Genomic DNA, 20,527 nt, shown 5'->3' on the forward strand with positions numbered 1-20,527 from the left:
CTGTTTATTGCTCTTCTGTTTCTCTTCCTGCTATCTTTGTCATTACATAAATATTGCTGTTGAACACGATCCTTATTATTGACGACGAAGAAAAACTGCGGACATTATTGTCCAGGATCATTTCATTGGAAGGGTTTGAAGTGGTGCAGGCAGGTAATGCAAAACTGGCACTCAAAAAACTGGAACAGCAGGAAATTGATGTGGTACTTTGCGATGTTAAGCTGCCTGATGCCAATGGTGTGGAACTTTCAGCACAGATAAGAACAAAGTATCCACTAATAGAAGTGATTCTTTTAACCGCTTTTGGCAATATTGCCGATAGTGTACAGGCCATTAAGAATGGCGCTTTCGATTATATCACCAAAGGTGATGATAACGATCGAATAATTCCGCTTTTATATAAAGCCATGGAGAAAGCGGCTTTATCAAAGCGTCTGGTACAACTTGAGAAAAGATTGGGTAATAAATATTCTTTTAACAGTATTATCGGTAAATCAAAAATAATAAAGCTGGCAATTGATGCAGCGGAAAGGGTTTCTGTAACCGATGCCACTGTACTATTAAACGGTGAAACCGGTACAGGTAAGGAGGTTTTTGCACAGGCCATTCACAATAACAGCAACAGAAGCAAACAACCATTCATTGCGTTGAATTGTGCCACTTTCAGTAAAGAGCTATTGGAAAATGAATTATTTGGTCATAAAGCAGGAGCTTTTACTGGTGCAATAAAAGATACCAAAGGTATTTTGGAAGAAGCCAATGGCGGAACCGTTTTTCTTGATGAGATTGGAGAAATGCCCATCGATTTACAAGCCAAACTATTACGTGTACTGGAAACGGGCCAGTTTTTAAAAGTAGGCGACAGTAAAGCCACACAGGTTAACCTACGAATTATTGCGGCGACCAACCGAAACCTGCAGGAAGAAATTAAAGAGGGACATTTTCGTGAAGACCTATTTTATCGCTTATCTGTTTTTCAAATATACTTACCATCATTACGTGAGCGTATAACAGATATAGAAGAGCTTGCACTTTATTTTGTAACTCGTTTTGCCGATAAACTCAATAAAAAGCAGATGCAAATATCAAAAGAGTATTTATCGGCATTAGAAGCTCATCCATGGAAAGGGAATATCAGAGAACTGAAAAATGTGATTGAAAGAAGCATGATCCTTACCAATGCCCAGCAGCTAACACCAGACAGCCTTCCGGCCGATTTTCAGCAGGGCGTTACAGACCATAACCCGCTTTCCGCTTTTGATCTGGCGACTGCCGAAAAAATACATATACAGAAAGTTTTACGTTATACAAAGGGCAATAAAACAGAAGCAGCCAGACTCCTGAATATTGCACTCACTACATTATACCGTAAGCTGGATGAATATAAGATTGGTTAATCCCTTTCAAAACGATAGTCTTAACCCTTTCAAAATGAAAGGGTTTTTTATTGTCATCACCTCTTCCTAAATCCTGAAACCCTTACTGTTATTGCATTATATCCATTCCTGCCCATTCAGGCATTTGAATTGCCTCATTCTGGCATCAACAATAGATGCAACATGAAACCCAAGATCATATTACAGTTCTGGCACCTGGTAGCGGGCTTTTATTCCATTATTGTTATTGCCGGACTCATTTATAGAACTTTTAAAAACTAATCTATGCTTACAGCCATTCTTACAGTGGCAGGCCTTGCCTGTTTTCTGCTCCTCTTCAGATCAATTAATTACTTCGAAAAATTTTAAGCTATGCTGTATTTATTCATCATTGCCATTGCTGTATTCTGTTATATGTGTTATGTGCTGGTAAAACCAGAAAAATTCTAACACACTCCTGAACTAGAGGTAGTGATTTGTTTCAAAAATTAATCGTCCATTATGTATTCAGAAATTACAGGCATCGTTATCATGTTCGGTGCAAGTTTATTGTTTGCTGTTCCATTGGGTAAATACATAGCCAATGTGTTTGCAGGAAACCGCACCATACTCGACAGGGTGATGGGGCCGGTTGAAAAATTATTTTTCCGGATAAGCGGCATCAATGCTTCACAGGAAATGAACTGGAAACAGCACATGAGTGCTATGTTGTTCATTAACCTGGTCTGGTTTTTACTGGGCATGTTTGTATTGATGAACCAGCATTGGTTGCCACTCAATCCGGATGCAAACCCCGATATGAGTGCCGACCTGGCCTTCAACACTACTATTTCATTCGTAGTGAATTGTAATCTTCAACACTATTCAGGTGAAACCGGATTGAGTTATCTGGGACAGTTATACCTGATGTTTTTACAGTTTGTAAGTGCCGCAACAGGTATAGCAGTCGCGGTAATATTATTCAAAGCATTTAGAGAAAAAGCCACCAATCAGTTGGGTAACTTCTATCTGTATTTTGTAAAATCCATTACCCGGGTTTTATTGCCACTCTCTATTATAGTAGCGATACTGTTTTTGCTGAATGGAATGCCCATGGGTTTTGAAGGGAAAGATAGTTATACCAGTTTACAAGGCGATACTGTTCAGGTATCAAGGGGTCCTGTGGCAGCATTTGTTCCAATAAAACATTTGGGTACCAACGGAGGAGGATTTTTTGGAGCCAATAGTTCACATCCACTAGAAAATCCATCCTACTTCACCAATATCATTCAAATGATCGCACAGTTGATCATTCCATTTTCTATGATTTTCGCCTTTGGTTATTACATCAAAAGAAAAAAACTGGCATGGATGATTTTTGGTGTGATGACAGTGGGTTTTCTCCTGTTAGCTATTCCTAATATTATCCAGGAAATAAATGGCAATCCGGCCATCGCTAAAATGGGCATCAATAACAGTTCTGGTGCTATGGAAGGAAAAGAAGTTCGTTTTGGTGCAGCGGCTTCGGGATTCTGGAGTATTGTAACTACCGTTATATCTACTGGTTCTGTAAATGCCATGCACGACAGTACTATGCCTCTCAGCGGTATGAACGAAATGCTGGCCATGATGGTGAATAGTTTTTATGGAGGCTGTGGAGTAGGACTGCTTAACTTTTTCATTTTTATTATTCTCGCTGTATTTATCAGTGGTTTAATGGTAGGTCGCACACCGGAATTCATGGGAAAGAAAATTGAGGCAAGAGAAATAAAAATTGCGATGATTATTGCGCTGCTGCATCCATTTCTAATACTTGCGGGTACGGCATTATCAAGTTATATGCTGGTCCACAATCCTGAAGCCTATGGGGGCTGGCTAAACAATCCGGGTTATCATGGCTTCAGTGAAATGTTGTATGAGTTTACATCTGCATCAGCCAACAATGGAAGTGGTTTTGAAGGATTGGGCGATAATAATTTATGGTGGAACATCAGCACAGGTATTGTACTGATACTTGGTCGCTTCTTACCCATTATTGGTCCTGTTGCCATTGCCGGATTACTGGCATCAAAAAAACATATTCCCGAAAGTGCCGGTACACTCAAGACAGATACATTCACATTCGGTATCATGATTTTTGCGGTAATACTTATTGTAACTGCACTCTCCTTCTTCCCATCACTGGCACTCGGTCCGATAGCTGAATTTTTTTCCATGATTTAAAACACGTAAGATGAAAAAAACAAATTCCAATACATTATTTCAAAAACAACTGGTAGCAGAAGCCTTAAAAGCGTCTTTTGTAAAACTCAGTCCGGCAAAAATGTTTCACAACCCGGTAATGTTTATGGTTTGGATAGGTACATTGGTAATGGCGGGCGTAAGTATATGGGTAGCTGCGGGCGAACAAAGTCAGGGAGGTCTTGTGTACAATATTATTGTAACGGCTATTCTTTTTATCACCCTCCTCTTCGCCAACTTTGCCGAAGCTATTGCGGAAGCAAGGGGAAAAGCGCAGGCCAACAGCTTACGTAAAACAAGAGAAGAAACACCGGCTAAACTCATACAACCTGTTGGTGAAATGTTTGTGGGCGAAATAAAAATCGTTTCCTCCGCTCAATTACAAAAAGGGAATCTGTTTGTGTGTGAAGCAGGAGATATTATTCCATCTGATGGCGAAATAGTGGAAGGATTAGCCACCATAGATGAAAGTGCTATTACCGGCGAAAGCGCACCTGTAATACGTGAAGCAGGTGGCGATAAAAGTAGTGTAACAGGTGGAACAAAAGTATTGAGCGATCGAATCGTTGTAAAAGTAACTACCGAACAAGGGGAAAGTTTTCTTGATAAAATGATTGCACTCGTAGAAGGTGCATCCAGACAAAAAACACCCAATGAAATAGCACTCACTATTTTGCTGGCAGGATTTACACTGGTATTTATTATTGTAACCGTAACATTGAAACCCTTTGCCGACTACGCACAAGCGCCTATAACTATAGCAGCATTTATCTCTTTGTTTGTTTGCTTAATTCCTACCACTATTGGTGGATTGCTTTCAGCCATTGGTATTGCGGGTATGGACAGGGCATTAAGAGCTAACGTAATTACCAAGAGTGGTAAAGCGGTGGAAACAGCCGGTGATATAGATGTGTTACTGCTCGATAAAACAGGAACCATCACCATCGGAAACAGAAAAGCCACGCATTTTTATCCGATAGAAGGTGTTGATGAAAAAAGATTTATGAAAGCAGTGGTACTCAGTTCAATGGCTGATTATACACCCGAAGGAAAATCCATCATTGAACTGGCAGGCATACAGCCCTCATCTTATTCGATAATACAACCACGTTTTATCAAATTCACAGCAGAAACCAGGAGTTCGGGTATTGATTTTGAAGAAACACGAATTCGCAAAGGAGCCGCAGATGCCATTCGTACACTCTGTGAGAAAAGAGGAAATGTTTTTCCGGATATCATTGACCAGCGTATCAGGCAGATATCCGGAAATGGTGGAACGCCATTGGTAGTTGCAGAAAATGAACAGGTACTTGGTGTAATTGAATTACAGGATATTATTAAGCCCGGTATACAGGAACGTTTTGAACGCCTGCGTAAAATGGGTATTAAAACGGTAATGGTAACAGGCGATAATCCTTTAACAGCAAAATATATTGCAGAAAAAGCAGGAGTAGATGATTTTATCGCGGAAGCCAAGCCGGAAGATAAAATGAACTATATCCGTAGGGAACAATCGGAAGGAAGATTGGTGGCAATGATGGGCGACGGTACCAATGATGCACCCGCTCTGGCACAAGCCGATGTAGGAGTGGCCATGAACAGTGGAACACAGGCCGCCAAAGAAGCAGGTAATATGGTTGATCTCGACAATGACCCTACCAAACTGATTGAAATTGTAGAGATCGGAAAACAATTGCTCATGACAAGAGGAACACTCACCACATTCAGTATTGCCAACGATGTGGCGAAATATTTTGCCATTGTACCCGCCTTATTTGTAGGTGCTATTCCGGCATTGCAGGCGCTTAACATTATGAAACTCACCAGCCCGGAAACAGCTATACTCTCCGCAGTTATTTTCAATGCCATCATTATTCCGTTACTCATTCCGCTGGCATTAAAAGGAGTAGCCTATAAACCCATTGGAGCCAGTGCATTGCTTAGGCGTAACCTTTTTATCTATGGATTGGGAGGTATCATCGTTCCCTTCATAGGTATTAAACTAATTGACATCGTCGTATCCTTATTCTATTAATCACTCTCTGCGTAAACTCCGCACCCCCCTTTCTCTGCGGTGAATTTTCACCGCAGAGAACAAGAGAAAACAGAGGTTACGCAGAGGAAAAATTATTTATGAAAACACATTTTTTTCCAGCCATCAAATTAACCATTGTATTACTGGTTGTATTATCAGGTATCTATCCACTTACAATATGGGGCGTTGCTAAACTCACACCACAGAAAGGAAAGGGTGAATTGATTGAAGCCAACGGTAAAAAATATTACTGCAATATCGGGCAGTCATTTACAGATGATAAGTATTTCAATAGCCGACCATCGGCAGTAAATTATAATGCAGCAGGTTCTGCAGGCAGTAATAAAGGTCCATCCAATCCTGATTACCTCGCAACGGTTGAGGCAAGGGTTGATAGTTTTCTGGTGCATAATCCCGGTATCGATAAAAAAGATATCCCGGTTGATTTGGTTACAGCCAGCGGTAGCGGACTTGATCCGCATATTTCAGTGGCGGCGGCCGAGGTACAGATAAAGCGAATTTCAAATATCCGCAACATACCAGAGGCCAATCTGCGTGAATTGATACGTACTTACACAGAGCAACCGGCAGTGGGCCCCAAAACAATTAACGTTTTACAATTAAATATTGCATTAGATCAATTAAATTAACAACAAGATGAAAAGGGAGTTTTTGACGATTATAGGTTTTTGTGCATTGTTATCAGCAAAGGCGCAGGAAAAAAACGAAACCAGTCCACTTAGTTTTAGTGGTTACCTCGAAACGTATTACAGCTATGATTTCGGGAAACCAGCTATGCAAAACAGGCCCTCTTTTGTGTATTCGCATAACAGACACAACGAGTTCAACCTCAACCTTGGTATGGTAAAAGCTGCTTATCAGCAAAATGGTGTGAGGGCCAACCTCGCCCTTGCTGCGGGAACATATATGAACGCCAACCTCGCTGCAGAACCCGGGGTATTGAAAAATATTTTTGAAGCAAATGCAGGTGTTAAAATATCGAAGACATCCAATCTCTGGATCGATGCAGGCATTTTTGCTTCACATATTGGTTTTGAAAGTGTTATAGGTAAAGATTGCTGGGCACTCACCAGAGGAATACTGGCAGATAACTCTCCTTATTATGAATCTGGCGTAAAACTCACTTATACATCACCCAACGAAAAATGGACCATGGGTGGATTGTTGCTCAATGGCTGGCAGCGTATTCAGCGAGTGCCGGGTAATAGTACCATTGGAATTGGTCACCAGTTAACCTATAAACCCAATGCAAAAATCACGTTGAACAGCAGCTCATTTATTGGTAACGATAAACCAGATAGCGTTAAGCAGATGCGCTATTTCCATAATTTATATGGCATATTTCAGTTGTCTGATGCTTTAGCCATCACTACTGGATTTGATATTGGTTTTGAACAAAAACAAAAAGGAAGCAGCAAATACAATACCTGGTATACACCTATCGTAATGACAAAAATAAATGCAGATGCAAAGAACAGTTTTACAGCCAGGCTCGAATATTATAATGATGCTAATGGAGTAATCATTGCCACTGCTACACCCAATGGTTTTAAAACATGGGGGTATTCTTTGAATTATGATCATGCTATCAGCAACCAGGCCATTTGGCGCATAGAAGCAAGAGGATTTTCATCGAAAGACAGGGTTTTTGAGAAGAACGGCAATATCGCAAACAATAATTTCTTTATTTCCACTGCACTAGCCATTTCATTCTAATGCCAGATAAAGACCAGACAGTACAGCATTTCCTGAACCTGATTAAAAAATCGAAAAGGGGGAAGTTTAAAATCTACATAGGTATGAGTGCCGGTGTAGGTAAAACGTATCGCATGTTACAGGAAGCGCATGCATTATTAAGAAATGGCATCGATGTTAAGATCGGATATATTGAAACCCACAACAGGAAAGAAACGCATGAACTGTTGCATGGTTTGCCAGTAATACCCCGACGTAAACTTTTTTATAAGGGGAAGGAACTGGAGGAATTAGATGTTCAGGCCGTAATTAACTTACGGCCTGAAGTGGTTATTGTAGATGAACTCGCACATACCAATATTGAGGGAAGTAAAAATGAAAAACGATGGCAGGATGTACTCGAAATAATTGATGCGGGCATCAATGTCATCAGTGCGGTAAACATTCAGCATATTGAAAGCCTTAATGAAGAAGTAAAACAGATAACAGGTGTAGAGGTAAAAGAAAGGGTACCGGATAGTGTGCTGGCACAGGCCGATGAAGTGGTGAATATAGACCTAACTGCCGATGAACTGGTGACCCGTTTAAAGGAAGGGAAGATTTATGAACAGGAAAAAATTGAAACAGCACTTAGTAATTTCTTTAAGAGTGAACATATTCTTCAACTGCGCGAACTGGCACTGAAAGAAGTGGCATCGCAGGTAGAGCGAAAAGTGGAGACAGAAATTACGAAAGCGAATGCTATTAAACACGAAAAATTTCTGGCTTGTATCAGCTCCAATGACAAAACAGCCAAAACAGTGATTCGTAAAACGGCGCGATTGGCCAATTACTATAACAGCAAATGGTATGTACTGTATGTACAAACACCCGATGAAGCCACCGATAAAATTGCGCTGGATAAGCAAAGACACCTGATCAACAATTTTAAACTAGCCACAGAACTGGGAGCCGAAATCATCAAAGCGGAAAGCCCTAATATTGCCAAAGCTATTATGGAACAGTGCGACGAAAGACAGATTACCACCATTTGTATAGGCAAACCACACTTAAGCCTGTTTCGCCTTATACTGGCTACCAATGTATTTAATGAGTTGCTGAAAAAATTGTCGAGTAGCGATATTGACCTTGTAATTTTAAGCTGATGAAAATTAAACAGAAACTGCAATTAGGTATGGGGCTGCTCTTTGCCATGATATTATTATTGGCATCAATCAGTGTGTTTTACATCAACAGGCTGAGTAATGACACCAAAAATATATTGGTGGCCAATTATAATACGCTTGATTATTCGCGAAAAATGCAGATGGCGCTGGATAATAATATCCAGTTACCTGAAAACCAGCTACTCTTTTCTGAAAACCTGGCATTACAGCAGAAAAATATTACCGAAGCAGGAGAGGCTGAACTAACCAGCAGACTGGCAACACATTTTAGTTTGTTACAACAGAATTTAAGTGATTCGCAACTGGTAAAAAATATCCGCAGAGATATTTCCAATATCATGCTGCTGAATATGCAGGCTATACAGCGCAAGAATAAAGTGGCAGAAACTACATCAGATAATTCTATTTTCTGGATCAGTATTATAGGAACCATTTGTTTTATCATCGCTTTTACCCTGCTGTTTAACCTGCCTGGGAATATTGCCAATCCCATAAAAGAGTTAACAGACAGTATTAAGGAAATTGCAGAAAGAAATTATTCGCGGAGACTACATTTTAATAAAAAAGATGAGTTTGGGGAACTTGCGGCATCTTTTAATACTATGGCAGAAAAACTGGAAGAATACCAGGCCAGCAGCGTTCAGAAATTACTGATGGAGAAGAAAAGAATTGAAACACTGATTAATAACATGAACGATCCTGTTATTGGACTGGATGAAAATAAAAGGATATTGTTCATGAACAATATGGCCCTAAAAATTTCGGGGCTTAAAACAGAACAAGTTACAGGGAAAACCGCTGAAGAACTGGCGCTTAACAACGACCTGATACGCTCGCTGGTACAGGACCTGTACAATAATGGTTCACCATCAACAACTGCAAAGTTGCCGGTAAAAATATATGCCGATAATAAAGAGAGTTATTTTGAAAAGGAAATTATTCCTATCAAGATTATTCCAACAGGCGAACAAATAGAAAAACTGATTGGCAATGTAATACTGCTACAAAATATTACGCCTTATAAAGAACTGGATTTTGCCAAAACCAATTTTATTGCTACGGTATCTCATGAACTCAAAACACCTATTTCATCTATCCGCATGAGTCTCGACCTGCTTGAAAACAAACAGCTAGGCGAACTAAACAGTGAGCAGAAAAATATGGTAGAAAGTATTAAAGAAGATACTGCAAGGCTGTTGAAAATAACGGGCGAACTGCTGAATATGACGCAGGTGGAAACAGGTTCCATTCAAATGACGGTACAACCCGCATCTGTGCAGGAAATTATGGAATACGCAATCAACACCAATAAGGTAGCGGCAGAGGATAAAAAAATCAGCCTTTCAATAGAAGTGCCAGAAAATATTTCATTGGTGCTGGCCGATAAAGACAAAACAGCGTGGGTACTCAATAACCTTGTGTCAAATGCCATCCGTTATAGTTATGAAAATGCCACGGTGTATATAACTGCAAAAGAAGAAAAGGATCAGATTCGTTTTAGTGTAACCGATACCGGGCAGGGTATTGAACCACGTTATATCGATCGTGTTTTCGATCGCTATTTCCGTATTCCCGGAACCAAAAAAGAAGGTACGGGTCTCGGACTCAGTATCAGCAAAGAATTTATTGAAGCCCAGGGCGGCAGAATGGAGCTGGTTTCGGAATATGGTAAGGGAAGTGAGTTTGCTTTTTATCTGGAGAAAGGGGGATGAACAGAAGAACAGAGAAATATCCAATATCCAACTTCGAAATTGGATATTGGATATTTCTCTGTTCTTCTGTTTTCTTAACTTCACCCTATGACCGGCGCCAAATACCTCAAATACCTGAACCCGCTTACGCTATTTGATACAAAGCGGACGCGTGATATCTTTCATGTAAACCCTACTGTAATACCCGAGCGTATTGAGGCAAGTGAAATCAAGGTTAAGGTATACGATTATTCAGCAACGACTTTTTCAGAAACTACCTTAACAGACGTTAAAGAATGTTTTAATTATCGTGATAATGTTCATACAACCTGGATTAATGTAGACGGCATACGTAAAGCAGATGTTGAAGCTACCTGTAACCATTTTGGTATCCACTCACTTATAGTAGAAGACATTATGAGTGTTAGCCAACGTCCGAAAATGGATGAGATGGAGAATGTTTTATTCTGTTTGCTCAATATGTTATACTTCAATGAACAAACAGGAGCGGTAGAAACTGAGCAGATAAGTATTGTTTTAGGAAAAGGCTTTGTACTATCGTTTCAGGAAGATGCAGGAAGAGATGTATTTAATCCGATACGCGATAAACTTCGTTTAACAACCAGTAAACTTCGGTCGAGCGGTGCTGATTATCTATGTTATGCCTTGTTAGATATGATAGTAGATAATTACTATCTCGTGATGGAGAAATTAGGCGACAGGATAGAACAGCTGGAAGAGAAAATCATAAGAGGTAGTAATACCCGTACACTAGCAGTTATAAATAGTTTGCGAAAAGAGCTGATCGTATTGAAACGAAATGTGAGTCCGGTAAGAGACCTGATCAATGGATTTATCCGCAGTGAAAGTGATTTATTGGAAGAACGAACAACTAAATATTTCAAAGACATTTACGACCATATACTACAGGCGAATGATCTCGCAGAGAACTACCGCGATATGATGATGAACCTGCAAGATCTCTACCTCAGCAATGTAAACCTAAAAACCAATGAGGTAATGAAGGTGATGGCAATCGTAACCTGCCTACTGGCTCCAGCCACAGTAATAGGCGGCATCTTCGGCATGAACTTCGACCGCATCCCCTATCTCCACCACCACTACGGCTTCTTCATCGCCGTAGGCCTAATGCTGGCCATACCAATATGGATGCTGGTGTTGTTTAAAAGGAGAGGGTGGTTTTGAGAACAGAGAAATAAGAAATAAGGAATAAGGAATGAGAAAGTGAAGATCAAATCTTTAACTCCTTTCTTATTCCTTATTTCTTATTTCTCTGTTTCTCTGTTTTTTTCCTACACTTTCACCAATTTCCACTTCCCTCTCTTAAACAGTATTACGCTGGTAATGCTGATACAGGTTTCGGTTACTACGATGGCGATGAAAACGCCGGTGGTGCCGAAGTTGAGGGTTTTGGATAGCAGTAATGCGAAAGGAATCTGGAATATCCAGAACCAGAATAAGTGTATCCAGGTTGGGGTGCGACTATCACCCGCACCATTGAAAGCATTGATCATTACCATACCTACACCGTAGAAGATATACCCGATACTTACGATACGCAGGGCCGAAACGGCTGTTACGGTTACGTTTGGATCCTGGGTTATAAGTCCAACAAAGAACTCTGCTCCTACCACAAAAAGTACAGACACTATAGCCATAAATACGGCATTATAGCGGGCAGTTTTCCAAACAGATTGCTCCGCACGGTCTGGTTGTTTAGCGCCGAGGTTTTGTCCAACAAGTGTAGCCGCTGCATTGCTGAGTCCCCATGCCGGCATCAGGAAAAAGATGAGTAAGCGGATGGCAATTGTGTATCCTGCTACTGCATCACTACCAAATCCGGTGATGATACGGGCCATTACGATCCAACTGGCAGATGCAATGATGAATTGAAGTGTACCGGTGGAGGCGATATTGGCGATTGACTTCAATATAGCCGGCACAGGTATAAAATGCTTTTTCAGGATGCGGATAATACTCTTTCCTCTGAACAAGTGGTAAAGCTGGTAAAGCACACCAATACCGCGACCTGTAGTAGTAGCCATTGCTGCACCGGTTAAACCAAACTGGTTAATGAGAATGGGGCAGAGAATGATATTGCAGATATTAGCCAGCCATAAACTTTTCATGGCCATAGCAGCATCACCAGCTCCTCTGAAAATACCATTGATGAGAAAAAGGAGCATGATAACTATGTTACCGGTTAACATGATACGCGTGTAATTAGTACCCATTTCTACCACTTTCGCATCCGCCCCCATGAGGGTCAACACGTCTGCGGCAAAGAAGAGACCGATAACACTTACCAGTATTGAAACGCCGATACAGAGTAATAATGCCTGTGCACCTGCATGGGCGGCTTCTTCCGGATTTTTTTCACCCACCCTACGGGCCACCATGGCGGTTGCGGCCATGCTAAGACCGATTGCGATGGAATAAATAAGTGTAAGGAAAGATTCGGTAAGCCCTACAGTAGCTGCTGCTCCTGCCCCCAGTTTACTTACAAAAAATATGTCTACAACGGCAAATACCGATTCCATACACATTTCCAGTATCATAGGAATGGCCAGCATGAATACGGCTTTGCGTATGCTGCCTTGTGTAAAGTCCTGGTGTTCGCTGTTCAGTGATTCACGGAAATAACTAAAGAAACCCTTTTTGGGCGTATTTGTTGGTTGAATATTCGTCATTGGTTGAATAGGTTAAATAGAGAATAGTATACGCCAAAGGCGTATAAATAAAATTCAGCGGGATGATTAGGGATGCAGCAAAATCGTTGCAATCCCGACTTAATAGTTCATAAAAAAAGTATTCGTAGACGTATCCCTTGGTTGAATTATACCGAGGGCAAAACAAAAATATCTTTTTTTTCTGCAAAGTCGGGGAATAAATATGGATGAATGGCGTAAATATTCGACATGATCGTATTCAATAAACTCGTGAGTATATGGTGTCTGGTGAATAATGGTTGAAGTAGGGGCGTTTTGCTTATGGCTTGAAGTCATTGCAGTCTGGAGAAATGGCTTCTCCAAGGGAGTCATTCGGACTAGCTGCTAGCTTTTTTTACGATGAATTCAACCATCCATAAGCGTAAGTGTGGTAATTAAATATTTCTTTTAAGTAGGATTTTTACAAAACAAATTCGCAAGCCCATTTATTCATAATAATAGCAGAAAGCCTAATACAAACACAAATCAAGGCTTGTCCGAAGAACTCCTGTGAAGCAGCTGTTTCCCCTGAACATCAATGCTTCTTACCCCGGTGGGGTTCCACATAAAGTAGGATAATAACATTTACAAGTGCGGGTATATGTAATGCAGGCTTATATTTCATTAGAGTCTTCTCCAATAGATCTACAGGGTAATAACGGTATTTCAGCACTTCAAAACACTAATATGTGTTGTGATGTGTTGTTGCTGTGTTGATGGTGTGTTGATGGTTCGTGTAAATCCTTGATAATGTGCGAATTAGAATTTCGTGTTTTATGGATTAAAACCAAACCACTTAGAATTTTTTTCGCATAGCATTGACAGGTAGCTAATGGCTGATTTTTACGGGGCTGCAATCGTAAAAATGCGAATCAAAAGTTGAAATCTGCCAAAAATGAGAAAAACATCCATAGAGGAGTCTTTGATGTCATTAAAGCAGGCTCATAAGAAGTAATAGCCCCTAATCTTATTTGGCTGCTTAGATAGAACACGGATTTATCAAGATCTATCATGAGTATCATGATAGATCTGCGTTCCATTTCCCGCTCTTATGCAATTTCAACCCGTGATTCGCATTAAATGGTGGTTTTATCCTGAAGGAAAGTTTTAGTAGAAAAAAATCGAATGGCGGTATACCAAAACAAGGAAATCTGCGTATATACTAATATTAAAAGTCTATAAAATTTAGAATCAGTAATGCGTTGAATATCATAATACTATAACTTTAAAACAAAGTTCAATATCCCCCCGTGAACTGCTTTAGGAAAATATTGTCCAATATTCAAGTATGCCGCCATTGGGTGGCTAGATGTTATTTTGTAGTTGGACTCTTAATTTTTGTCGGACAATCTCTCAATGCACAAACTACAATTGGTTTAACTGTTCCGACTAATCCTACTACAGTTTGTCAAAGCACAGTGGTTGGTATAACTGGAACCTCAAATGATCCAAATGCTCTTTTTGTTAAGTGGGTGAGAGTTACCAATGGCACAATAACAGCTACTGGACCAGTTGTAGCTACGACTCCTGATGGCTTTGGTAATTTTAATTACTCATTTAACTTTAATGCTGCCGTTCTATTTAGTGCACAAACAACACATGTTTTTACAATGATTTTTGGTCCTACATCAAATGATGTGGATTTCGAAACTATACCACCTGCGTTCACAACCTCAAATTCATTAACTATAACAGTTAATCCGAATCCAACCGCAACTCTCACCGCATTAGGAGGAATTAACAGTGCTTGTCAAAATGCATCTTCTCCTACAGTAAATATTACAGGTGTGGTTGGAACAGCTCCATTTACATTTACTTATAGAATTACAGACCCTTTAGGAAATGTTGGGAGTAATCAAACAATTCAATCTACTGGTAATCTTGCACAATTGACTGTTCCAACAAATGTCCAAACAGGAGTGTACACTTATGAATTGCTACAAATTCAGGACGCAAGTTCAACAACATGTACAAATGCCTCAACAGCTACATTAACAATGACTATAAGCCCATTGCCAACTGCAATAATTGGTGCAAATACATTAACCGCCTGTCAAAATTCCACAGCCCCTACTATTACCATTACTGCTACAGGTGCAACCGCTCCTTATACTGTTACCTACGAAATTTTAACAAACGGTGTTACAGGGGGAAATCAAACGGTTGTTACAAATGGTGCAGGTATTGCTACTCTAACACCCGTAGTCAATGCGGCCGCAACACTTACTTATCAGCTAATATCAGTTCAAAGTAGCGTAACAAATTGTGTAAATGCACAAACATCTTCAATAACCATAACGGTAAACCCTAAACCTGTTTTTCAAACGATAGATCCTGCCATTCCAAAGATTTGTTATGGTGCAAGTTTTGTCAATGTTACCCTTACATATTCAAATACCCCTACCGAATATAAGATAGACTGGAGCCCAGCAGCAATAACTGATGGCTTTACAAATGTGGCTTATACTGCTAATAATTTTACTTCGGGCTCGCCAATAACGGTTGCAATTCCAACTGCTACAGCACAAGCAACAACCTATTCTGGCACGCTAACTGTAAGGAATGCCATTACAGGATGTGAAAGTGATCCAGGAGGATCTTTTTTTCAGATTAATCCGCTACCAACAGCTACTATTACACCCAACGGCTCACTAACATTTTGTGCAGGTAACTCTGTAGACCTGACAGCAGCAGGAGGCAACAGTTATTTATGGAGTAATGGGACAAATGTGGCGTTAACGAATATTACTACAAGCGGAACTTATAGTGTAACAGTTACAGACGGCAATGGATGTCAGAGCATAACATCAACCACGGTAACAGTAAATGCGTTACCAATCCCGGGCATCACAGCCAGTGGCCCATTAACTTTCTGCGTGGGCAATTCGGTAAACCTTACTGGAACAGGTGGAACAGGCTATTTATGGAGCAACGGAACGAATATAGCATTAACAAATATTACTACCAGTGGAACTTACAGCGTAACGGTAACAGATGGCAATGGTTGCCAGAACATCACATCAACTACCGTAACAGTAAATGCGTTACCAACACCAGGCATCACAGCCAGCGGTCCATTAACATTTTGTGCAGGCAATTCCGTAAACCTAACGGGAACTGGTGGAACAAATTATTTATGGAGCAACGGAACTAATATAGCGTTAACAAATATTACTACAAGCGGTACTTACAGCGTAACGGTAACAGATGGCAATGGTTGTCAAAACATCACATCAACCACTGTAACAGTAAATGCATTACCAACACCAGGCATCACAGCCAGTGGCCCATTAACTTTCTGCGTGGGCAACTCAGTAAACCTTACCGGAACTGGTGGAACAAATTATTTATGGAGCAACGGAACTAATATTGCGTTAACAAATATCACTACAAGTGGCACTTATAGCGTAACGGTAACAGATGGCAATGGTTGTCAAAACATCACTTCAACCACTGTAACTGTAAATGCCTTGCCAACCCCAGGCATCACAGCCAGTGGCCCATTAACTTTCTGCGTGGGCAATTCGGTAAACCTTACTGGAACAGGTGGAACAGGCTATTTATGGAGCAACGGAACTAATATAGCGTTAACGAATATTACTACAAGTGGAACTTATAGTGTAACCGTAACAGATGGCAATGGTTGTCAAAACATCACATCAACCACTGTAACAGTAAATGCATTACCAACACCAGGCATCACAGCCAGTGGCCCATTAACTTTCTGCGTGGGCAACTCAGTAAACCTTACCGGAACAGGTGGAACAAATTATTTATGGAGCAACGGAACTAATATTGCGTTAACAAATATCACTACAAGTGGCACTTATAGCGTAACGGTAACAGATGGCAATGGTTGTCAAAACATCACATCAACTACAGTAACTGTAAACGCGTTACCAACACCAGGCATCACGGCCAGTGGCCCATTAACTTTCTGCGTGGGAAATTCCGTAAACCTAACGGGAACTGGTGGAACGAGTTATTTATGGAGTAATGGAACGAATATAGCATTAACGAATATTACCACCAGTGGAACTTACAGCGTAACGGTAACAGATGGCAATGGTTGCCAGAACATCACATCAACTACCGTAACAGTAAATGCGTTACCAACACCAGGCATCACAGCTAGTGGCCCATTAACATTCTGCGTGGGCAATTCCGTAAACCTAACGGGAACTGGCGGAACAAATTATTTATGGAGCAACGGAACTAATGTAGCGTTAACGAATATTACTACAAGTGGCACTTATAGTGTAACCGTAACAGATGGGAACGGATGTCAGAACATTACTTCTACAATCGTAACTGTAAATGCGTTACCAACCCCAGGTATAACCACTAGTGGCCCACTAACTTTTTGTACAGGTAATTCAGTTAACCTTACCGGAACAGGTGGCTTAACTTATTTATGGAGTAACGGAACAAATGCGGCCCTAACAAATATCACTACAAGCGGAACCTACAGCGTAACAGTAACCGATGGCAATGGTTGTCAAAATATTACTTCAACTACTGTAACCGTTAACCCATTGCCAACAGCTACTATCAATGCCAATGGCCCTTTAACTTTTTGTGCTGGTGGTAGTGTAAACCTGACTGCAAGTGCTGGAAACAGTTATTTGTGGAGCAATGCCAATACCACTTCATCAATCAGCAATATCAGTACAAGTGGAACATATACTGTTACCATTACGGATGGTAATGGATGTCAGAACACTTCCTCCCCAACTGTAATAACAGTAAACGCTTTACCAACTCCTGGTATAACAGCGAGTGGACCTTTAACTTTTTGTGTAGGTAATTCAGTTAACCTAACCGGAACCGGAGGAACAACATATTTATGGAGCAACGGAACAAACGCAGCTTTAACAAATATTACGAACAGCGGAACCTATAGTGTTACTGTAACCGATGGTAATGGCTGTCAAAATATCACATCAACAACTGTAATAGTTAATCCTTTACCCACTGCTTCTATCAATGCTAATGGACCACTAACCTTTTGTGCAGGAGGAAGTGTAAACCTAACAGCAAGTGCAGGTAACAGTTATTTGTGGAGTAATGCAAGTACGGGACCATCGATCAACAATATCACCAATAGCGGAACTTATACTGTTACTGTTACTGACGGTAATGGTTGTCAGAATACATCATCACCTACAACTATAACAGTTAATGCACTACCATCCGCTTCAATCAATGCAAGCGGGCCCCTCACTTTCTGTTCAGGTGGAAGTGTAAACCTAACTGCGAGCGGAGGTAATAACTATTTGTGGAGCAACGCAAGTACCGGATCATCTATCAGTAATATTACCAGCAGTGGAACCTATACTGTTACCGTAACAGATGGTAATGGTTGTCAGAATACATCATCACCTGCAACGATAACCGTTAACCCTTTACCGATAGCTTCAATTTTAGCTAATGGTTCACTAACCTTTTGTGCAGGAGGTAGCGTAAACCTAAGTGCAAATACTGCGAGTAGTTATTTGTGGAGTAATGGAAGTACCGGATCATCTATCAGTAATATTACCAGCAGCGGAACTTATACGGTTACCGTCACAGATGGCAATGGTTGTAAAAACACATCATCACCAACTACAATTACAGTCAATGCCCTGCCAGCAGCAACAATTACACCAAGTGGCCCAACAACTTTTTGCACCGGCAGCTCAGTTAATTTAAACGCAAATTCCGGAACCGGATTAAACTACCTGTGGAGCAATGGATCAACCGGACCTTCTATTAGTAATATTACCACCAGCGGAACTTATACTGTAACCGTAACCAACCAGAACAATTGTTCTGCCACTTCAGCACCTGTAACCATAACGGTGAACGCTATTCCAAATTTAACCATTACCAATCCAGTAGCAGTCTGTGCACCAGGTACTGTTGATCTTACTGCTACAGGTATTACCGCTGGCAGTACTACTGGTTTATCTTATACTTATTGGACAAATGCAGCTGCTACCCAATCGCTCACAACACCTTTTGCTATCGGTACTGCAGGCACTTTTTATATAAAAGGCACCAATACAACAACGAATTGTGCAAGTATAAAACCTGTAATTGTTAGTATTAATCCGCAGGCCGCTATGCAGATAAATACACCCGCACCTGTATGTGCGCCAGGCACTGTTGACCTAACTGCCGCAGCTATTACAAATGGCAGTGCTGCCGGACTCAGCTATACTTATTTTACCAATGCCGCTGCAACCAATGTTTTAACAAATGCAAATGCAGTAAGCAGTTCGGGCGTTTATTATATTAAAGGAACACCTGCTACGGGTTGTAGCGCCATTGTTCCGGTTACCGTAACAATCAATGCCTTGCCTACTTTAACTGTTAACAATCCTGCTGCGGTTTGTTCACCTCAGGTGATCAACCTTGCCGACGCATCTATAACTGCAGGCAGCAGTAGCGGACTGAATTTTGCTTATTTCGCTAATGCTGCATTAACTACGCCTGTTACCAATGCGCAGAATGTAAACAACTCAGGAATATTTTATATCAGGGCAACAGATGCAATCACCGGTTGCTTCCGTATAGCACCAGTAACCGTTCAAATTAATGCAGCACCACAAGGCATACTGCAAATACCAACCGGAAATATCATCTGCGAAAACAGTTCACTAACACTTAATGCCTCTGGCGCCAACAGCTACCAGTGGTTATTGAACCAACAACCTATTAGTGGTGCAACCGCCGCCAACTTAAATGCAACAGAAGCTGGTATATACGCAGTTAAATTTATTTCAGCACAGGGTTGTGAAACTGTTTCAAGCAATACCATTAACCTTGAACTGCTAAGAAAGCCTACAGTACAGTTTACCGTATCAAATGCCTGCGCAGGGGTAACTGCTAATTTCAGTAACACCTCCGTTACCAGCGCCAGCGGCGGCATCAACTGGCTGTGGGATTTTGGTGACGGTGTTACCTCAAATCTCTTCTCTCCAGGTCATATTTATACAACCCCGGGCAATTATATAGTTCGCCTCACTGCTACCAGTCCAATCTGTACTGGCTTTAATGAAACTACTTTAAAAACCTATACAGTTCAATCAGCAACTCCGGGTATAAGATATAAGGATGTTGAAGTATTGAAAGATATTCCTGTAACTGTTCCGGCAAGAAATATTGGTAATAGTTATGTATGGAGCCCGGCAACAGGAGTAAATAATATTAACGTTGCTTCACCAAGCATCAGGGTAAATATTACAACAGATTATACCGTTGCCATCACCAATGATATTGGTTGCACCACTGTTGATTCAGTATTGATTAAAGTAATTCCAGGCGTTGATATTTATGTGCCAAAAGGGTTTTCACCAAATAATGACGGACAAAATGATCGCCTGTATCCGATACTGGTGGGAATGCGTCAGCTAAATTATTTCAGGGTATTCAACAGATGGGGTAATATGATTTTCACTACGAAAGACAGCGCCCCACAATCAGGTTGGAATGGTTTATACCTCGGTGTAATGCAGCCAACAGGCACATATACCTGGATAGCTGAAGCAGTTGATGTGCAAGGAAATATAGTAAGAAAAACAGGCACAGTTTTGCTGTTGCAATAGGGTGA

10 protein-coding genes are annotated in these 20,527 nt (G+C 40.8%); 9 read left to right on the top strand and 1 reads right to left on the bottom strand.

The genetic code is table 11. The features are described 5' to 3' along the window. Positions 1-59: 59 nt before the first annotated feature. From ACH30E_RS02265 to corA, 8 genes are all read left to right on the top strand, one after another. On the top strand, positions 60-1,397 hold the full coding sequence (locus tag ACH30E_RS02265; RefSeq protein WP_490823481.1) for a sigma-54-dependent transcriptional regulator: 1,338 nt from the start codon (positions 60-62) through the stop codon (positions 1,395-1,397). A gap of 480 nt (positions 1,398-1,877) precedes the next feature. Continuing rightward, the gene (gene kdpA, locus ACH30E_RS02270; RefSeq protein ID WP_490823482.1) at positions 1,878-3,578 is read left to right on the top strand and encodes a potassium-transporting ATPase subunit KdpA; all 1,701 of its coding nucleotides are present in this window, start codon (positions 1,878-1,880) and stop codon (positions 3,576-3,578) included. A 10-nt stretch (positions 3,579-3,588) separates the two neighbouring features. Next, positions 3,589-5,631 carry a potassium-transporting ATPase subunit KdpB gene (gene kdpB / locus ACH30E_RS02275; protein WP_490823483.1) on the top strand — a complete coding sequence of 681 codons (2,043 nt, stop codon included), beginning with the start codon at positions 3,589-3,591 and terminating at the stop codon, positions 5,629-5,631. Between the two features lie 98 nt (positions 5,632-5,729). Then, entirely contained in the window at positions 5,730-6,281 is a 552-nt protein-coding gene (locus ACH30E_RS02280) for a K(+)-transporting ATPase subunit C (RefSeq protein WP_490823485.1), read from the top strand. A 7-nt stretch (positions 6,282-6,288) separates the two neighbouring features. Beyond that, positions 6,289-7,368, top strand: a complete 1,080-nt coding sequence (locus ACH30E_RS02285) for a porin (protein ID WP_490823486.1) — start codon at positions 6,289-6,291, stop codon at positions 7,366-7,368. Further along, positions 7,368-8,492 carry a sensor protein KdpD gene (locus ACH30E_RS02290; protein WP_294997095.1) on the top strand — a complete coding sequence of 375 codons (1,125 nt, stop codon included), beginning with the start codon at positions 7,368-7,370 and terminating at the stop codon, positions 8,490-8,492. Before ACH30E_RS02285 ends, ACH30E_RS02290 begins: the two co-directional genes overlap by 1 nt. Next, complete coding sequence (locus tag ACH30E_RS02295) at positions 8,492-10,225, top strand: ATP-binding protein (protein ID WP_490823488.1); 1,734 nt, start codon at positions 8,492-8,494, stop codon at positions 10,223-10,225. Before ACH30E_RS02290 ends, ACH30E_RS02295 begins: the two co-directional genes overlap by 1 nt. 87 nt (positions 10,226-10,312) lie before the next feature. After that, positions 10,313-11,410 (top strand): magnesium/cobalt transporter CorA, encoded by a 1,098-nt coding sequence (gene corA / locus ACH30E_RS02300; RefSeq protein WP_294997092.1) that lies wholly within the window; start codon positions 10,313-10,315, stop codon positions 11,408-11,410. A gap of 107 nt (positions 11,411-11,517) precedes the next feature. On the opposite strand, the gene ACH30E_RS02305 is transcribed toward corA, so the two are convergent. Then, positions 11,518-12,915, bottom strand: a complete 1,398-nt coding sequence (locus tag ACH30E_RS02305; RefSeq protein WP_490823490.1) for an MATE family efflux transporter — start codon at positions 12,913-12,915, stop codon at positions 11,518-11,520. Between the two features lie 1,319 nt (positions 12,916-14,234). Between ACH30E_RS02305 and ACH30E_RS02310 the strand changes: the two genes are divergently transcribed. Then, positions 14,235-20,522 (top strand): PKD domain-containing protein, encoded by a 6,288-nt coding sequence (locus tag ACH30E_RS02310; RefSeq protein WP_490823492.1) that lies wholly within the window; start codon positions 14,235-14,237, stop codon positions 20,520-20,522. Positions 20,523-20,527 lie beyond the last annotated feature (5 nt).

This window comes from Sediminibacterium sp. FW305-C-61, assembly GCF_058231065.1.

Coding starts and splice junctions, on each gene's coding strand:
- kdpA (WP_490823482.1), top strand. CDS start 1,878: ATGTATTCAGAAATTACAGGCATCGTTATCATGTTCGGTGCAAGTTTA.
- ACH30E_RS02295 (WP_490823488.1), top strand. CDS start 8,492: ATGAAAATTAAACAGAAACTGCAATTAGGTATGGGGCTGCTCTTTGCC.
- ACH30E_RS02280 (WP_490823485.1), top strand. CDS start 5,730: ATGAAAACACATTTTTTTCCAGCCATCAAATTAACCATTGTATTACTG.
- ACH30E_RS02305 (WP_490823490.1), bottom strand. CDS start 12,915: ATGACGAATATTCAACCAACAAATACGCCCAAAAAGGGTTTCTTTAGT.
- corA (WP_294997092.1), top strand. CDS start 10,313: ATGACCGGCGCCAAATACCTCAAATACCTGAACCCGCTTACGCTATTT.
- kdpB (WP_490823483.1), top strand. CDS start 3,589: ATGAAAAAAACAAATTCCAATACATTATTTCAAAAACAACTGGTAGCA.
- ACH30E_RS02285 (WP_490823486.1), top strand. CDS start 6,289: ATGAAAAGGGAGTTTTTGACGATTATAGGTTTTTGTGCATTGTTATCA.
- ACH30E_RS02290 (WP_294997095.1), top strand. CDS start 7,368: ATGCCAGATAAAGACCAGACAGTACAGCATTTCCTGAACCTGATTAAA.